Source organism: Lapillicoccus jejuensis, assembly GCF_006715055.1.
Classification (GTDB): Bacteria; Actinomycetota; Actinomycetes; order Actinomycetales; family Dermatophilaceae; genus Lapillicoccus; species Lapillicoccus jejuensis.
On sequence record NZ_VFMN01000001.1, the window covers coordinates 482,904 to 497,485 of the forward strand.

At 74.2% G+C, this 14,582-nt stretch carries 14 protein-coding genes and 1 pseudogene; 8 read left to right on the forward strand and 7 right to left on the reverse strand.

What is annotated here, in order from left to right; genetic code table 11:
• Window positions 1-320: 320 nt before the first annotated feature.
• Window positions 321-518 (reverse strand): annotated as a pseudogene (locus FB458_RS22210) (hypothetical protein); the annotation flags it as partial.
• On the opposite strand from FB458_RS22210, the gene FB458_RS02305 reads away from it, so the two are divergent.
• Window positions 517-1,293, forward strand: coding sequence for an MBL fold metallo-hydrolase (locus FB458_RS02305; RefSeq protein WP_170185546.1), 777 nt, complete (start codon window positions 517-519; stop codon window positions 1,291-1,293). The pseudogene FB458_RS22210 and the gene FB458_RS02305 overlap by 2 nt on opposite strands.
• A 135-nt stretch (window positions 1,294-1,428) precedes the next feature.
• On the opposite strand, the gene ychF is transcribed toward FB458_RS02305, so the two are convergent.
• Entirely contained in the window at window positions 1,429-2,514 is a 1,086-nt protein-coding gene (gene ychF / locus FB458_RS02310; RefSeq protein WP_141846407.1) for a redox-regulated ATPase YchF, read from the reverse strand.
• An 81-nt stretch (window positions 2,515-2,595) separates the two neighbouring features.
• Between ychF and FB458_RS02315 the strand changes: the two genes are divergently transcribed.
• Window positions 2,596-3,033 (forward strand): DUF6918 family protein, encoded by a 438-nt coding sequence (locus tag FB458_RS02315; protein WP_141846409.1) that lies wholly within the window; start codon window positions 2,596-2,598, stop codon window positions 3,031-3,033.
• A gap of 1 nt (window position 3,034) precedes the next feature.
• Here the strand turns inward: FB458_RS02315 and FB458_RS02320 are convergent, their stop codons facing one another.
• Complete coding sequence (locus FB458_RS02320; RefSeq protein ID WP_211355905.1) at window positions 3,035-3,889, reverse strand: thioesterase family protein; 855 nt, start codon at window positions 3,887-3,889, stop codon at window positions 3,035-3,037.
• A 66-nt stretch (window positions 3,890-3,955) separates the two neighbouring features.
• On the opposite strand from FB458_RS02320, the gene FB458_RS02325 reads away from it, so the two are divergent.
• Window positions 3,956-5,173, forward strand: coding sequence for a DNA recombination protein RmuC (locus FB458_RS02325; protein WP_141846413.1), 1,218 nt, complete (start codon window positions 3,956-3,958; stop codon window positions 5,171-5,173).
• A 13-nt stretch (window positions 5,174-5,186) separates the two neighbouring features.
• Here FB458_RS02325 and FB458_RS02330 read toward each other — a convergent pair whose 3' ends face one another.
• Entirely contained in the window at window positions 5,187-6,200 is a 1,014-nt protein-coding gene (locus FB458_RS02330; RefSeq protein ID WP_141846415.1) for a 4-hydroxy-3-methylbut-2-enyl diphosphate reductase, read from the reverse strand.
• A gap of 38 nt (window positions 6,201-6,238) precedes the next feature.
• Here FB458_RS02330 and xseA point away from each other — a divergent pair, with 38 nt between their 5' ends.
• The 3 genes from xseA to FB458_RS02345 all read left to right on the forward strand — a co-directional run bounded on the left by xseA (window position 6,239) and on the right by FB458_RS02345 (window position 9,191).
• The gene (xseA, locus tag FB458_RS02335; RefSeq protein ID WP_141846417.1) at window positions 6,239-7,480 is read left to right on the forward strand and encodes an exodeoxyribonuclease VII large subunit; all 1,242 of its coding nucleotides are present in this window, start codon (window positions 6,239-6,241) and stop codon (window positions 7,478-7,480) included.
• Window positions 7,481-7,584: 104 nt separating this feature from the next.
• On the forward strand, window positions 7,585-8,748 hold the full coding sequence (locus FB458_RS02340) for an FIST signal transduction protein (protein ID WP_141846419.1): 1,164 nt from the start codon (window positions 7,585-7,587) through the stop codon (window positions 8,746-8,748).
• A gap of 68 nt (window positions 8,749-8,816) precedes the next feature.
• On the forward strand, window positions 8,817-9,191 hold the full coding sequence (locus FB458_RS02345) for an exodeoxyribonuclease VII small subunit (protein ID WP_141846421.1): 375 nt from the start codon (window positions 8,817-8,819) through the stop codon (window positions 9,189-9,191).
• Here FB458_RS02345 and FB458_RS02350 read toward each other — a convergent pair whose 3' ends face one another.
• The gene (locus tag FB458_RS02350; RefSeq protein ID WP_170185547.1) at window positions 9,192-9,743 is read right to left on the reverse strand and encodes a DUF4245 domain-containing protein; all 552 of its coding nucleotides are present in this window, start codon (window positions 9,741-9,743) and stop codon (window positions 9,192-9,194) included.
• 69 nt (window positions 9,744-9,812) lie between these two features.
• Here FB458_RS02350 and glpX point away from each other — a divergent pair, with 69 nt between their 5' ends.
• Window positions 9,813-10,859, forward strand: a complete 1,047-nt coding sequence (gene glpX, locus FB458_RS02355; protein WP_141846425.1) for a class II fructose-bisphosphatase — start codon at window positions 9,813-9,815, stop codon at window positions 10,857-10,859.
• Window positions 10,856-11,779: a PfkB family carbohydrate kinase gene (locus FB458_RS02360; RefSeq protein ID WP_141846427.1), complete on the forward strand. Its 924-nt coding sequence runs from the start codon at window positions 10,856-10,858 to the stop codon at window positions 11,777-11,779. Before glpX ends, FB458_RS02360 begins: the two co-directional genes overlap by 4 nt.
• Window positions 11,780-11,790: 11 nt before the next feature.
• Here FB458_RS02360 and FB458_RS02365 read toward each other — a convergent pair whose 3' ends face one another.
• Together FB458_RS02365 and FB458_RS02370 are read right to left on the reverse strand one after the other, a co-directional pair.
• Window positions 11,791-13,515: a glycoside hydrolase family 13 protein gene (locus FB458_RS02365; RefSeq protein WP_141846429.1), complete on the reverse strand. Its 1,725-nt coding sequence runs from the start codon at window positions 13,513-13,515 to the stop codon at window positions 11,791-11,793.
• A complete protein-coding gene (locus FB458_RS02370; RefSeq protein ID WP_141846431.1) occupies window positions 13,512-14,531 on the reverse strand; it encodes a LacI family DNA-binding transcriptional regulator in 1,020 nt (339 codons plus the stop codon). The genes FB458_RS02365 and FB458_RS02370 overlap by 4 nt, the downstream gene beginning before the upstream one ends.
• Window positions 14,532-14,582: the final 51 nt, after the last annotated feature.

A 14,582-nucleotide genomic window follows, 5' to 3' on the forward strand; every position in this document is an offset into this window, starting at 1 on the left:
CTCTTCCCCACCGTCGTGCCGTAGGCGTCGACCGCCTTGCGAGCTCCGCCCTCCAGCTCGGCCGTGTCCGGCTTCATCATGGCGCCGTCGATGAGGTCGCGGCTGAAGGTCGACGTGTCGGCCCAGCGGTCGTCGTTGGCGAGGAGCGTGCTCGCGACCTGGTCGGTCCGCGTGAGGACCCGGACGCCGCAGATCTCCTGCTCCGGAGAGGGGGTGTCGAGGTCGATGCGTCCCTCGTGGATGACCTCGAGCTTGATCGCGACCCCGGAGACGAGCACGGAGGTCCGGATGCGCCACGACAGCGGGTCGGAGACCAGGAAGTCGATGTCGACGGACTCGCGGAACTCGTCGTTCGCGAGGACGATCGCGGTGCCGCCGCCGAACCAGCAGTGGTGCTCGGCCAGGAGTCGTCCGTCCAGGGTCAGCGGGATCCGTCGCCGTCCTGGCACCGACGACGCCGGCGTCACGAGGCTCGGAGATAGGTCGACAGGGATGCCAGGGGCCTCACCTCGCTGCATGGAGCTGGTCGTTCTGCACGCCCCGCCGTGGCAGGCCTGGGTGGTCGACAGCGGGACGGCGCCGTACGCGCTGTCCGCGCTCTACCCCGACGAGCCGCGACCGCCGGGTCCCGAGCCCACGCTCCCGCTGCCCCACCAGCTCCTCGTCGCCACGTCGGGGGACCATCTCGTCCTGGTCGACACCGGCCTGCCCGGCTCACCGCCACCGGTCGTGGCGGCCCTGCGGCGCCTGGGGCGCACGCCGTCGGAGGTGACCGCCGTCGTCCTCACGCACCTGCACCCGGACCACCTCGGCGGGCTGCTACCCGGTGACGACGGCGGCCCTCCCGCCCTTCCCGACGTCCCCGTCCTGCTCTCCGACCGCGAGTGGGCGTGGGCCACCGACGACGACGCGCTCGAGCGGCACCGCGGCCGCGTGGCCGATGCCGTCCGCGCGGTCCGGCCGCTGATCGCCGACCGGGTCGAGCTGCTCCCCGACGACGCGACGCCGTACGCCGGTCTGCGCACGCGGCTGGCGCCCGGGCACACCCCGGGGCACCTCGTCGTCGACCTCGGCGAGCCCCCGGTGGTGCGCTACGTCGCCGACCTCGTGGCCGAGCGACGACAGCTGAGCGAGCCGGCTCTGCGGTCGGGTTTCGATGCGGACGACCACGAGGCGAGGCTGACGGGCGAGCGGGTGCTGGACGAGACCGCCGCGCTGGGCCTGCGGCTCGTGGGGGCGCACCTGCCGCCCCCGCCGTCGTCGACGAGATCGGTCAGCCCAGGTCATCCGTGAGGGCCCGGTTGACGCGTAGGAGCCGCGGCTCCGAACGGGTCACAGAGCGACAGCCTCACCCAGCACTCGCTCCCTCAGATCGGCAGGGCACCGTCAGAGAAGCAGCCTCGCCAGGGAGTAGTCGGCGACGAACCGTCAGACGTTGAAGCGGAACTCCACGACGTCGCCGTCGGCCATGACGTAGTCCTTGCCCTCGATGCGGACCTTGCCGGCCGACTTGGCGGCGGCCATCGTGCCGGCCTCGACGAGGTCGTCGTACGAGACGACCTCGGCCTTGATGAACCCGCGCTGGAAGTCGGTGTGGATGACGCCGGCGGCCTCGGGGGCGGTGGCGCCCTGCTTGATCGTCCAGGCGCGCGACTCCTTGGGGCCGGCGGTGAGGTAGGTCTGCAGGCCGAGGGTGTGGAAGCCGACCCGGGCCAGCTGGTCCATCCCGGACTCGGTCGCGCCGACGGACTCGAGCAGCTCCATGGCCTCGTCGGGCTCGAGCTCGGTGAGGTCCATCTCGAGCTTGGCGTTGAGGAAGACGGAGTCGGCGGGGGCGACGGACGCGGCCAGCTCGGTCTTGAGCGCCTCGTCGGTCAGCTGCTCCTCGTCGAGGTTGAAGACGTAGATGAACGGCTTGGTCGTCAGCAGCCCGAGCGAGCGCGCCTCGGCGAGGTCGACGCCCGCCTCGGCCCCGGCGGAGAACAGCGTGTCGCCGGCCTCGAGGACCTTCTGCGCGGCCTGCGCCTGCTCGAGCGCGGGACGCTTCTCCTTGACGGTCCGCGCCTCCTTCTCCAGCCGCGGCATCGCCTTCTCGAGGGTCTGCAGGTCGGCGAGGACGAGCTCGGTGTTGATCGTCTCGATGTCCGAGGACGGGCTCACCTTGCCGTCGACGTGGACGACGTCGTCGTCCTGGAAGACGCGCACCACCTGGCAGATCGCGTCCGCCTCACGGATGTTGGCCAGGAACTGGTTTCCCAGTCCCTCCCCCACCGACGCGCCGCGGACGATGCCGGCGATGTCGACGAACGACACGACAGCCGGCACGACCTTGACGCTGGCGAACAGCTCCGCCAGCTTGTCCAGCCGCGGGTCGGGCAGCGGGACGACGCCGACGTTGGGCTCGATGGTCGCGAAGGGGTAGTTCGCGGCGAGCACGTCGTTGCGCGTCAGGGCGTTGAAGAGGGTGGACTTGCCGACGTTGGGCAGTCCGACGATGCCGATGGTGAGGGCCACGGGATCAGGAGTCTAGTTCCGGTACGGCGCCCCGCGGACCGCCGCCCGCGCGGCGACCCTCCTCCCCTACGATCCGGGGCCATGCCGACCTCGACGCTGCACGACGCCCTCCTCACCCCCGAGCGCCGCCCGCAGGCGGTGGACGCCCTCGTCGGGGTGGTCGACGCCGAGGTCCAGAGCAAGTCCGGTCTCGGTGGTGCGGCCATCAAGACGGCGTACGGCGCCTCGAAGAAGATCGACGCGCGCCTGGCCCACAAGGCCGTCGGCCGGATGCTGCCCGACTTCCTCGCCGCGCTGGAGCCCTACTGGGCGCAGTCGACCGGCGACTTCGGCGCGACGCTGGTCGCCCGCCAGGACGAGGTCGCCGAGTCGCTGCTCGCCGTCACCGACCAGCGCGCCGACAACCCGGCGCACGCCGCCGTCGCCAAGGTCTACGGGATGATCCGCCCGAAGGCGAAGCAGCACGTCACCGCGGCGCTCCCGCGGCTCGGCGCGACCCTGCAGTCGCTGGCCGGCTGAGTCACCCGGCCGGGGCCCACCCCTCCGGCACCCGCACCCCGCACAGCTGGCGGGAGTGCGCCACGAGCCGGCCGCTCGAGTCCCACACCCGCGCGTCCTCCTCCATCGTCGCGTCGGAGAGGACCTCGCTGGTCACCTCGACCCGGAGCCACCCGGGCGCGGGCCGCGCCCAGACGTGGGCGGTCAGCTCGAGCGTCGGCGCCCACCCGGGGATGCCCAGCTCGAAGGCGACCGGGGGCAGGCCGTCGAGGGCCAGGAGCAGCGACGTCGGGTCGGGCTCACGACCGTCGGCGAAGCGGAACCAGCCCCGCATCACCCCGCGCCCGCTCGGCCGCCCCACGGCCCAGCCCACGCACGAGGGGTCCAGGCGCAGGTCGAGGCGCTGCAGCAAGGTCGAGGAGGCCAGGCCCCCGGGCGGCGCGTCGCCGCTGCCGACGCAGTCCTCCGGGGCCGGCAGGTCGACCGGCGGTGGCTGGCGGCGCGCGGGGGTGCCGGTGAGGGCGCCGACGCTGACCAGGGAGCGCATCCGGGGCACCGGCGTCCCGTCCTCCCCGGGCTGCTGGAGGGACACCTGGCCGGTGGTGAGGGTGCGGCCGGGCCGTAGCACCTCGGTGTCGACGACCACCGGGCCGGGCTGGGAGGCGGTGAGGAAGAAGGCGCTCACGGCGACGAGGTCGGGGTGGGCGGCGTCACCCTGCTCCGCCAGCTGTCGGTGCAGCGCCTCGACGGCGACGGCCATGACGAGGCCCCCGTTGACCGCCTGGCCGATCGACCAGCCGTCGGAGAACCGGCCCGCCCAGCGGCCGGGCACCTCGGCGGGGGTCAGGTCGAGGGCGGCGTCGTACTCGCTGGTCACGGCGCCATTGCTACCACGCGGCGCGGCAGGAGGACCGCTGTCGGTGGGGCCTGTCACGCTGCCGCCATGGGGACGACGGCTCTGCTCATCATCGTGGTCGCGCTGCTCGCGCTCGGGCTCGGCGCCACCGCCGGCTGGACGCTCGCGCAGCTGCGGGCCACGGCGGCGTACGGCGCCCGCACCGCCGCCGCGGAGGCGGAGCGCGACGTCCTGCGCGAGCGGGTCGTGGACCTGGAGGCCTCGCTCGGGGAGACCTCCGAGACCGCCGCCCTGCTGGCGCCGCTGCGCGCCAGCCTGGACACGGTGGCCCGGCAGGTCCACGACCTCGAGCGCGACCGCGGCGACCAGTTCGCCCGGGTCGCCACCGAGCTCTCGCGGGTCCGCACCTCGACCACCGAGCTGGGCGAGCGGACGGCGACCCTCGTCGGCTCGCTGCAGGCGTCGTCCGTCCGCGGCGCCTGGGGGGAGGTGCAGCTGCGCCGCGTCCTCGAGCTGTCCGGCCTGCTCGCGCGGTGCGACTTCGACGAGCAGCCCACCCTGGCCGCGTCGGACGGTCGCCGGCTGCGCCCCGACGTCGTCGTCCACCTGCCCGGCGGCAAGCACCTCGCCGTCGACGCCAAGGCGCCGATGTCCTCGTTCCTCGCCGCCCAGGCCGAGGGCCTCGACGACGCCGAGCGCCGCCGGCTGCTCGGCGCCCACGCGAAGGCCCTGCGGGGGCACGTGGACACCCTCGCCGAGCGGGGGTACTGGGCCGCCCTCGACGTCTCGCCCGAGATGGTCGTCTGCTTCGTCCCGACCGAGGCGATGCTCACCGCGGCGCTGGCCGCCGCCCCGGGGCTGCACGAGCACGCGATGCGGCGCCGGGTCGTGCTCGCCTCCCCCGCGACGCTGTTCGCGCTGGTGCGCACCGTCGCGTTCGCCTGGCAGCAGGAGGCGCTCGCCGGCAACGCCCGCGAGCTGCTCGCCGTCGGTCGCGAGCTGCACGACCGGCTCGGGCAGCTCGGACGCCACACCGCGGCGCTCGGGGGCGCGCTGCGGCGGTCCGTCGAGAGCTACAACGCGTTCGTCGGGTCGCTCGAGTCGCGGGTGCTCGTCAGCTCGCGCCGGATGCAGGAGCTCGGGCTGGTCGGCGAGTCCCACCCCGTCCTCGAGCCGGTGACGTCGGCGCCCCGACCGCTCACCGCGCTCGAGCTGCTCGAGGCGCTCGAGCCGGACGTCGCGCGACCCGAGCTCGAGCTGCCCGCCGACGGGACGACCGGCGGCGGGGAGTCGCGGACCGCCTGACCCGCCGTCCGGCTCAGTGCAGGTGACCGGCGGCGGGGTCGTGGCGCAGCTGCTCCGGCTCGGCGCCGGAGCGGGCCTTGAGGTCGCGCCGCAGCTCGGTCGGCAGCGCGAAGAGCAGCGACTCCTCGGCGGCGGTGATCGTCTCGACGTCGCCGTACCCGCGCTCGGCCAGGTGCGCGAGCACGTCGCGGACGAGGACCTCGGGCACGCTCGCGCCGGAGGTCACCCCCACCGTCGCCACGCCCTCGAGCCACGCGTCGTCGATCTCGTCGGCGTAGTCGACGAGGTACGAGGCCCGGGCGCCGTGCTCGAGCGCGACCTCGACGAGGCGCACCGAGTTCGACGAGTTGCGCGAGCCGACCACGATGACGAGGTCGCACCGGTCGGCCATCTGCTTGACGGCCTGCTGGCGGTTCTGCGTGGCGTAGCAGATGTCGTCGCTCGGCGGGTCCTGCAGCGCGGGGAAGCGCTCGCGCAGCCGGCGGACCGTCTCCATCGTCTCGTCGACCGACAGCGTCGTCTGCGACAGCCAGACGACCTTCTCCGGGTCGCGCACCTGCACGTTCGGCACGTCGTCCGGGCCGTCGACGAGGGTGATGTGCTCGGGAGCCTCGCCGGCGGTGCCGACGACCTCCTCGTGGCCCTCGTGGCCGATGAGCAGGATGTCGAAGTCGTCGCCGGCGAACCGGACCGCCTCACGGTGGACCTTGGTGACGAGCGGGCAGGTCGCGTCGATGGTCTTCAGCCGCAGCCGGGCCGCCTCCTCGTGGACGACGGGGGCGACGCCGTGGGCGCTGAAGACGACGGTCGCGCCCTCCGGCACCTCCTGCGTCTCGTCGACGAAGACCGCTCCGCGCTTCTCCAGCGTCGAGACGACGTGGCGGTTGTGGACGATCTGCTTGCGGACGTAGACCGGCGGGCCGTAGAGCTCGAGGGCCTTCTCGACGGTGACCACCGCCCGGTCGACGCCGGCGCAGTAGCCGCGCGGGGCGGCGAGCAGGACCTGGCCGGTGGAGGGAGCGGACATGTCTCCATCGTACGTTTCGGCCACGGCATACTGCCCGGGTGACCCCGCCCGCCGAGCGCCGGCCGCTCCCGGAGAGGGCCGCGGACACCACCGCCGAGGAGCCGTGGCCGCTGCGGCTGCTCACCCTGAAGATCCAGGACTACGTCGAGAAGATGTCGGTCGTCTGGGTCGAGGGCCAGGTCGTGCAGCTCGACGTGCGCGGCACCCGGGCCTACCTCGTCCTGCGCGACGCCGACGTCGACATGTCGATGAGCGTGGGCATCTCGGTCAACGCCCTGCGGGCCATGCCGCCGCTCGCGCCGGGCGCCCGGGTGGTCCTGCAGGCCAAGCCGTCGTACTGGACCAAGCGCGGCTCGCTCAGCCTCGACGCCCGGCAGATCCGCCCCGTCGGGGTCGGCGACCTGCTGGCGCGCGTCGAGCAGCTCAAGCAGCTGCTGCACCAGGAGGGCCTCTTCGCCGCCGAGCGCAAGCGTCCGCTGCCCTTTTTGCCCCGCCGCGTGGGCCTCGTCACCGGACGCGAGAGCGCGGCCGAGCGCGACGTCGTCGAGAACGCCCGGCGGCGCTGGCCGTCGGTCCGCTTCGAGGTCCGCGAGGTCGCGGTGCAGGGCGTGACGACGGTGACCGAGGTCGTGCGGGCCCTGCAGGAGCTGGACGCGCACCCGGAGGTCGACGTCATCGTCGTCGCGCGCGGTGGGGGCTCCGCCGAGGAGCTGCTGCCCTTCAGCAACGAGACGATGCTGCGCGCCGTGGCCGCCGCCCTCACCCCCGTCGTCAGCGCCATCGGCCACGAGGTCGACCAGCCGCTGCTCGACCTGGTCGCCGACTGGCGCGCCTCGACCCCCACCGACGCGGGCAAGGCCGTCGTCCCCGACGCCGCCGAGCAGCACGCCCTCGTCGAGGCCCTCCTCGGCCGGGCCGGCCGCGCCCTCGTCGGCCGGCTCGCGCACGAGCGGCACCGGGTCGACGCCCTGCGCTCGCGGCCCGTCCTCGCGGACCCGGGGGCGCAGCTCGTGCGCCACCGCGCCGACGTCGTCGCCCTGCGCGACCGCGGCCGCGAGCGGCTGCGCGGCCGGCTGCACCGCGCGCAGGACCAGGTCGACCACCTCGCCGCCCAGGTCCGCGCCCTGTCCCCCCAGTCGACCCTCGAGCGCGGGTACGCCGTCGTGCAGCACCCCGACGGCCGGCTGGTCACCGACCGCGCCGACGTCGAGGTCGACGAGCTGCTGCGGGTGCGCGTGGCCCGGGGCGACTTCGGCGTCCGCGCCGTAGGGACGGCTTGACCGCCGGTCTCGACCCAGATCGCTCGCACAACGAAGAAACTGGTCAGGCGGCCGGTCGCGCGGCCGATCACCCGAGGGTCACCACGACCCTCGGAGCCACGCCCATGACCGCAAGCGTCCAGACCGACGTCACCGCCGCTGCCCGCGCCCACGCCCGCGGGACCGCAGCGCAGGCCGTCGCCTCGGTCACGGCGCAGCTGCGCGGTGCGCTGGACGGGGTCGAGGCCGCAGTCGTCCTGTACTTCGCCTCGGCCGCGTTCTCCCCCGCCGACCTCGCCGCGCCGCTGGCGGCCGCCTTCGCCGAGGCCACGGTCATCGGCTGCTCGACCGCCGGCGAGTTCACCGACCAGACCGACGGCGTGGGCGGCCTCAGCACGTTGGCCCTCCCCGCCGGGCTCGTCCGGGCCCACCCGGCCGTGCTCGCCGACCTCCACGACCCCGTCATCGGCGCCCGGGCCGCGTTGGCCGACCTGGCGGTGCTCGCGGGAGAGGACCTGCGTGACCTCGACCCGACGCAGTGGTTCGGCCTGCTCCTCGTCGACGGCGTCCACGGCGCCGAGGAGAGCGTCAACGAGGAGATCGACGCCGCCGCCCCCCTGCTCGAGGTCGTCGGCGGCTCCGCCGGGGACGACCTCGCCTTCGAGCGCACCTGGGTCGCGGTCGGCGACCGGGTCAGCGAGTGCGGGATGGCCCTCGTCCTCGTCCACGCGACGGTGCCGTTCCGGGTGCTCCGGACCACGTCCTGCACCTCCACCGGGCGCCCTCTGCTCGTCACTCGCTGCGACGTCGCGACGCGGACGGTCCTCGAGCTCGACGGACGCCCGGCGGCGGAGGTGTACGCCGCCGCGGTGGGTCACCCACGCGACGCCGTCGACACCCTCGACACCGTGTTCCCCCGGCACCCGGTCGGCCTGATGGTCGACGGGGACCCGTTCGTCCGCAGCCCCCAGCGGGTCGTCGCCGGGGGCGGCATCCGCTTCTCCTGCCAGATGGTCGAGGGGATGCGGGTCGACGTGCTCGACGCCGGCGACGTCGTGGCCGACACCGCGGCGGCGGTCCTGCAGGCGCGGGACGCCTTGGGCGCCGTCAGCGGTGCGGTGTTCTTTAACAGCGTCCACCGTCGTCTCGTCCTCGCGGAGACCGACCGTCCCGGTGACTTCGTGCGCGCCCTGGGCGGGATCCCGTCCGCCGGGTTCCACACGTACGGCGAGAGCTGGCTGGGACACCTCAACCACACCCTCACCGGCATCGTGCTCGGTCGCCCCTGAGCGGTCGGCAGAGCCGGCCGGACGCCGGGTGGGCCCCGCATCGGCGACACGCAGTAGCGTCGTGGCCCATGACCCCGCCTCCCCCGCCGACCTCGCGGCGTGCCGCCGCCCGCTCCACGGGACCGCTCGCCGAGCCGGCGGCCGAGGAGCTCGCCGACGTCGCGGGGCTGGGCTACGAGCAGGCTCGCGACGAGCTGGCCCGGATCGTCGCCGGGCTCGAGGGTGGCCAGGTGCCGCTCGAGGAGAGCATGCGGCTGTGGCGGCGCGGCGAGGCGCTCGCGGCGCACTGCACCGCCTGGCTCGACGGCGCCCAGCGCCAGGTCGAGGCGGCCACGACCGGCACGCCGCCCGACGGCGACGACGCCGAGGACGACGACCCGGACGACGACCCGGACGACGACGCCGAGGACGACGCCGACGACGCCGGGGGCGACGAGGCCTGATCAGCCCGCGGCGGGCTTCAGCGCGTCGACGAAGGCCGTGAGGTTCCCCGGGTCGCCCTTCGCGGTGACGACGGTCGTCAGGGCGGGCTGCTGGTCGACGAGGCTGGTCTGGTCGTGGGTGGCGTCGTACCGCTTCTCCCAGGTGCGCCCGGCGAGCTGCTCCGAGCCGACGACCGTGCCGCCGGTCGTCGCGGCGGAGATCCAGCCCGGGGAGACGTCCGCGGCCTGGCGCAGCAGGACGAACCCGTCGTCGGGGGTGGTCCAGCCGGTCTGCCAGGTGAGGATCTGGTCGGTGGTCGGCTGCAGCTGGGCCGTCGTCGGCGTCCAGCCCGACGGCAGACCCTGCGGCACGAGCAGGGCCAGACCGGTGCTGCGGGCGGCGTCACGGGCGACCCCTGCCGCGTCGACGCTCGGCCGCGGCACCGAGGTCACCCGCGGCACGATGGCGACGAGCACGGCCACCAGCCCGAGGATGACGAGCAGGGAGCGGACGAGGTTGGAGGACGAGCCGAGGCTGTAGCGCGAGCGGCCGGCGGCGGGCTGCTGGGTCACCCCTCCATCGTCGCACCCCGGCGTCGTGGGCCCGGAAGCCCGCCCGCGACGGTCCCCTAGGCTGCGGGCATGAGCACGCCGTCGTCGCCGCCGTCGTCGCAGCCGGTGGAGCTGGACCGTCCCGACCGCAACCTGGCCATGGAGCTCGTCCGGGTGACCGAGTCGGCCGCCATGGCCGCCGGGCGCTGGGTCGGGCGCGGCGACAAGAACTCGGCCGACGGCGCCGCCGTCGAGGCGATGCGCCGCCTCATCAACGGCATCGCCATGGACGGCACCGTCGTCATCGGCGAGGGCGAGAAGGACGACGCGCCGATGCTCTACAACGGCGAGAAGGTCGGCGACGGCACCGGCCCCGCGGTCGACATCGCGGTCGACCCCGTCGACGGCACCACCCTCACCGCCAAGGGCATGAGCAACGCGGTCTCGGTCCTCGCCGCCGCCGAGCGCGGCACGATGTTCGACCCGTCCGCCGTGTTCTACATGGACAAGCTCGCCACCGGCCCCGAGGCGGCCGACGTCGTCGACATCCGGCTACCCGTCGGGGAGAACATCCGCCGGATCGCCAAGGTCAAGAAGGAGCACCCCTCCGACGTCACGGTCGTCATGCTCGACCGCCCCCGTCACGCGCGGCTGGCCGAGGAGATCCGCGCGGCGGGCGCCCGGCTGTTCTACATCAGCGACGGCGACGTCGCGGGCGCGGTCATGGCCGCCCGCGAGGACACCGGCGTCGACCTGCTCGTCGGCACCGGCGGCACCCCCGAGGGCATCATCGCCGCCTGCGCGATCACCTGCCTCGGCGGCGTGATCCAGGGCCGGCTCGCCCCCGTCGACGACGACGAGCGGCAGCGCGCCCTCGACGCCGGCCACGACCTCGACGCGGTGCTGTCGACCGGTGACCTCGTGCGGGGCGACTGCTTCTTCGTCGCGACCGGCATCACCGACGGCCAGCTGCTGCGCGGCGTCCGCTACGGCTCGCAGGCCGCCACCACCCACTCGCTCGTCATGCGCTCCCGCAGCGGCACCATCCGGGTCATCGAGGCCCGGCACTCCTTCGCCAAGCTCGCCGCCTACAGCGAACTCGGCTTCCTGCAGACCTTCGAGGACGGACCCCGATGACCGCACGCACCCTCGTCCTCGGCGAGGCCCTCATCGACATCGTGCGCCGCGCCGACGGGGCGAGCAGCGAGCACGTCGGCGGCAGTCCGCTCAACGTCGCGCTCGGCCTGGCCGCGCTCGGCGAGACGGTCGACTTCGCCACCCGGTACGGCGCCGACGAGCGCGGCCACCGCATCGGCGCCACCATCGCGGACGGCGGGGTGCACCCCGTGCCGGGCAGCGACGGTGCCGACCGCACCTCGACCGCGGCCGCCACCCTCGACGCGGGCGGGGCGGCGACGTACGCCTTCGACCTGGTCTGGGACCTGCCGCCGACCCCGGTGTCGGACGACACGGGGCACCTGCACACCGGCTCGATCGCCGCCGTCCTCGAGCCGGGCGGCGAGCAGGTCGTCGCCGCGCTGCGGGGGGCCCGCGCGCGGGCCACGATCTCCTACGACCCCAACGTGCGGCCGCAGATCATGACCGACCTCGACGCCGCGCGGGTGCGCATCGAGGAGGTCGTCGCCCTCAGCGACGTCGTCAAGGCCAGCGACGAGGACGTCGCCGCGCTCTACCCCGGGACCGCCGTCGAGGACGTGCTGCGCCGCTGGGGGGCGATGGGCCCGGCGCTCGTCGTCGTCACCCGGGGCGGCGACGGCGTCCTCGTCGGGGTCACCCGCACCGGCGAGACGACCTCGGCGCCGACCCGCGCCACTCACGTCGAGGACACCGTCGGGGCCGGTGACTCGTTCATGGCCGGGCTGCTCTCGGGGCTGCTCGAGGCCGGTCTGCTCGGTGGGGCGCAGGCGCGCGGGCGCCTGGCGACCGCCGACCTCGCCGCCGTCATGCCGGCCCTCGAGCGGGGGCTCGCGACCAGCGGGCTCACCGTCGGCAGGTCGGGTGCCTACGCGCCGACCCGCGCCGAGATCGGTGCCTGAGAAGCAGGTTCTCAGCTCAGGCGACGTCGGAGCACGACGCTCTCCCACGGGCGGAGCGTGCCGACGTCCGCCGGCCCGTCGCCGTGCGAGGGCACCAGGGCGTCGTACGGGGTCCATCCGGTGAGGTCGAGCTGGACCTGCGCCTCCTGCGACGAGCAGTTGGCGATCACGAGCAGCTCGGTGACCGGCGTCGTCCGGGTGAAGGCCCACACCTGCTCGTGGTCGGGCAGCAGGAGCGCGAAGCGACCCTCGACGACGGCCGGCTCCTCCTTGCGCAGCCGGATGAGCCGCCGGTAGTGCGCCAGCACCGAGTCGTCGTCCCCCTGCTGGGCGGCGACGTTGACGGTGACGTTCTCCGGGTTGACGCCGATCCACGGTGTGCCGGTGGTGAACCCCGCCGTCGGCGAACCGTCCCACGGCATCGGCGTCCGCGCGTTGTCGCGGCTGGTGCGGCGCAGCGCCACGAGCACGTCGGCAGGATCCTGCCCGGCCGCCACCGCGGCCCGGTAGTGGCCCCGCGACTCGATGTCGCGGTAGTCCTCGATCCGCTCGAACGGCACGTTGGCCATCCCGAGCTCCTCGCCCTGGTAGACGTACGGCGTGCCCCGGTGCAGGTGCAGCACGGTCGCGAGGGTCTTGGCCGAGGCCACCCGGTGCGCCGGGCCGTCGTCGCCGAACCTCGACACGGCGCGGGGCTGGTCGTGGTTGTCCCAGTACAGCGAGTTCCACCCCGCGTCGGCGAGGCCCTCCTGCCAGCGGGCCAGCGACGCCTTGAGGACGGGCAGGGCGAGCGGTCGGTGGTCCCACTTGCCGTCGCCGTGGTCGAGGTCGACGTGCTCGAACTGGAAGACCATGTCGACCTCGCGGCGCTGCGGGTCGGTGGCGAGGACGGCCTCCTCGACGGTGATGCCGGGGCACTCCCCCACCGTCAGCACAGGGTGCTCGCGCCCGGCGAAGACCTCCTCGTGCATCTCGTGGAGGAACTCGTGCAGGCGGGGCCCGGTGATGAAGGCGGCTGACCCGTCGGCCAGGGTCGGCTCGGCCGTCCCGGCCGATCCGGGGACCCCATCGGGCAGGTGGCCGTCCGGGCCGACCGTCTTGGAGATCATGTCGATGACGTCCATCCGGAAGCCGTCGACCCCGCGGTCGAGCCACCAGCGCATCATCGCGTGGACGGCCGAACGCACCTGGGGGTTCTCCCAGTTGAGGTCGGGCTGCTTGCGGGAGAACAGGTGCAGGAAGTACTCACCGCTCGCCTCGTCCCACTCCCAGGCCGGCCCGGAGAAGAACGAGACCCAGTTCGTCGGCTCGGCCCCGGGCTCGCCGCCGACGTGGCCGGGCCGTGGGGGCGCCCACCAGTACCAGTCGCGCTTGTCGCTGGTGCGCGACGAGCGGGACTCGACGAACCACGCGTGCTCGTCGGACGTGTGGTTGACGACGAGGTCCATGACCAGCCGGATACCGCGCTCGTGGAGCGCGGCGACCAGCGCGTCGAGGTCCTCGAGCGTGCCGAAGACCGGGTCGATGGCCTGGTAGTCGCTGATGTCGTAGCCGTTGTCGTCCTGCGGCGAGGCGTAGACCGGCGACAGCCAGACGACACCGACCCCGAGGTCGGCGAGGTGGTCGACGTGCTCGAGGATGCCGCGCAGGTCGCCGATGCCGTCGCCGTCCGCGTCGGCGAACGAGCGCGGGTAGACCTGGTAGACGACCTGGTCGCGCCACCACGCGCCGCTCATGCCGGCGCCCCCGTCGAGCGGCGGACGACGAGCTCGGTGGGCAGCAGGATGCGCTCCGGCACTGGGGGCTCGTCGGGACGCGAGCGGCCCGTCCCGAGCGAGGCCATGAGCAGGTCACCGGCGCGCTCGGCGACGGCGCGGACGTCCTGGCGCACCGTCGTCAGGCCGAAGGTCTGCGCCATGGGGATGTCGTCGACCCCGGTGATCGACAGGTCGCCGGGGACGGAGAGCCCGAGCTCGACGGCGGCGGCCAGGACGCCCAGCGCCATCTCGTCCGAGCCGGCCACCACGGCGGTCGGCCGCTCCTCGCGCGAGAGCAGCTCGCGGGCGTCCCGGGCGGCGTCGTACGACGTCCAGTCCGAGGTGCGCACCCACTCGCGCCGGACGGGGATGCCCGCCTCCTCGAGCACCGTCCGGAAGGCGCCGAAGCGCTGCCCCGGGACCTCGCCGTACGCGGCGTCCTCGGCGACGTCGCCCACGTAGGCGATGTCGCGGTGACCGAGCCCGACGACGTGCCGGGCGGCCGCGTCGACCGTGCCGCTCTCGTCGATGCCGACGGAGGACCAGGCGTCGTACGAGCGCCCGACGGTGACCACCGGCAGACCGAGGTCGTGCAGCACCTGCTCCTCCTGGGGGTCGAGGACCATGTTGAGGACGAGGACGCCGTCGACGCGCTTGCCCACGAGGTCGTGGCTGACCGAGCGGCGGCCGCTGGCCGACTCCTCGAGGTCGAGCAGCAGGACGTGGTGGGCGTGGTCGCGGATCGACTTCTCCACGCCGCTGATGAGGGTGGAGAAGTACCACCGGTCGGAGAACGGGGTGACGACGCCGATGATGCGGGTGCGTCCGGAGGCCAGGGAGGCGGCCGTCGGCGAGGCGACGTAGTTGAGCTCGCGGGCGGCGGCGAGGACCTTCGCGCGCGTCGACTCGCTCACCCGGTCCAGCCCGCGCAGCGCGCGGGAGACGGTGGCGACGGAGACGCCGGAGGCCTGGGCGACGTCGAGGATGGAGGCCATGGCTCAATCGTGACGGGTGGAGGGCGGCGCGGCCCGCAGGCCGCGCCGCCC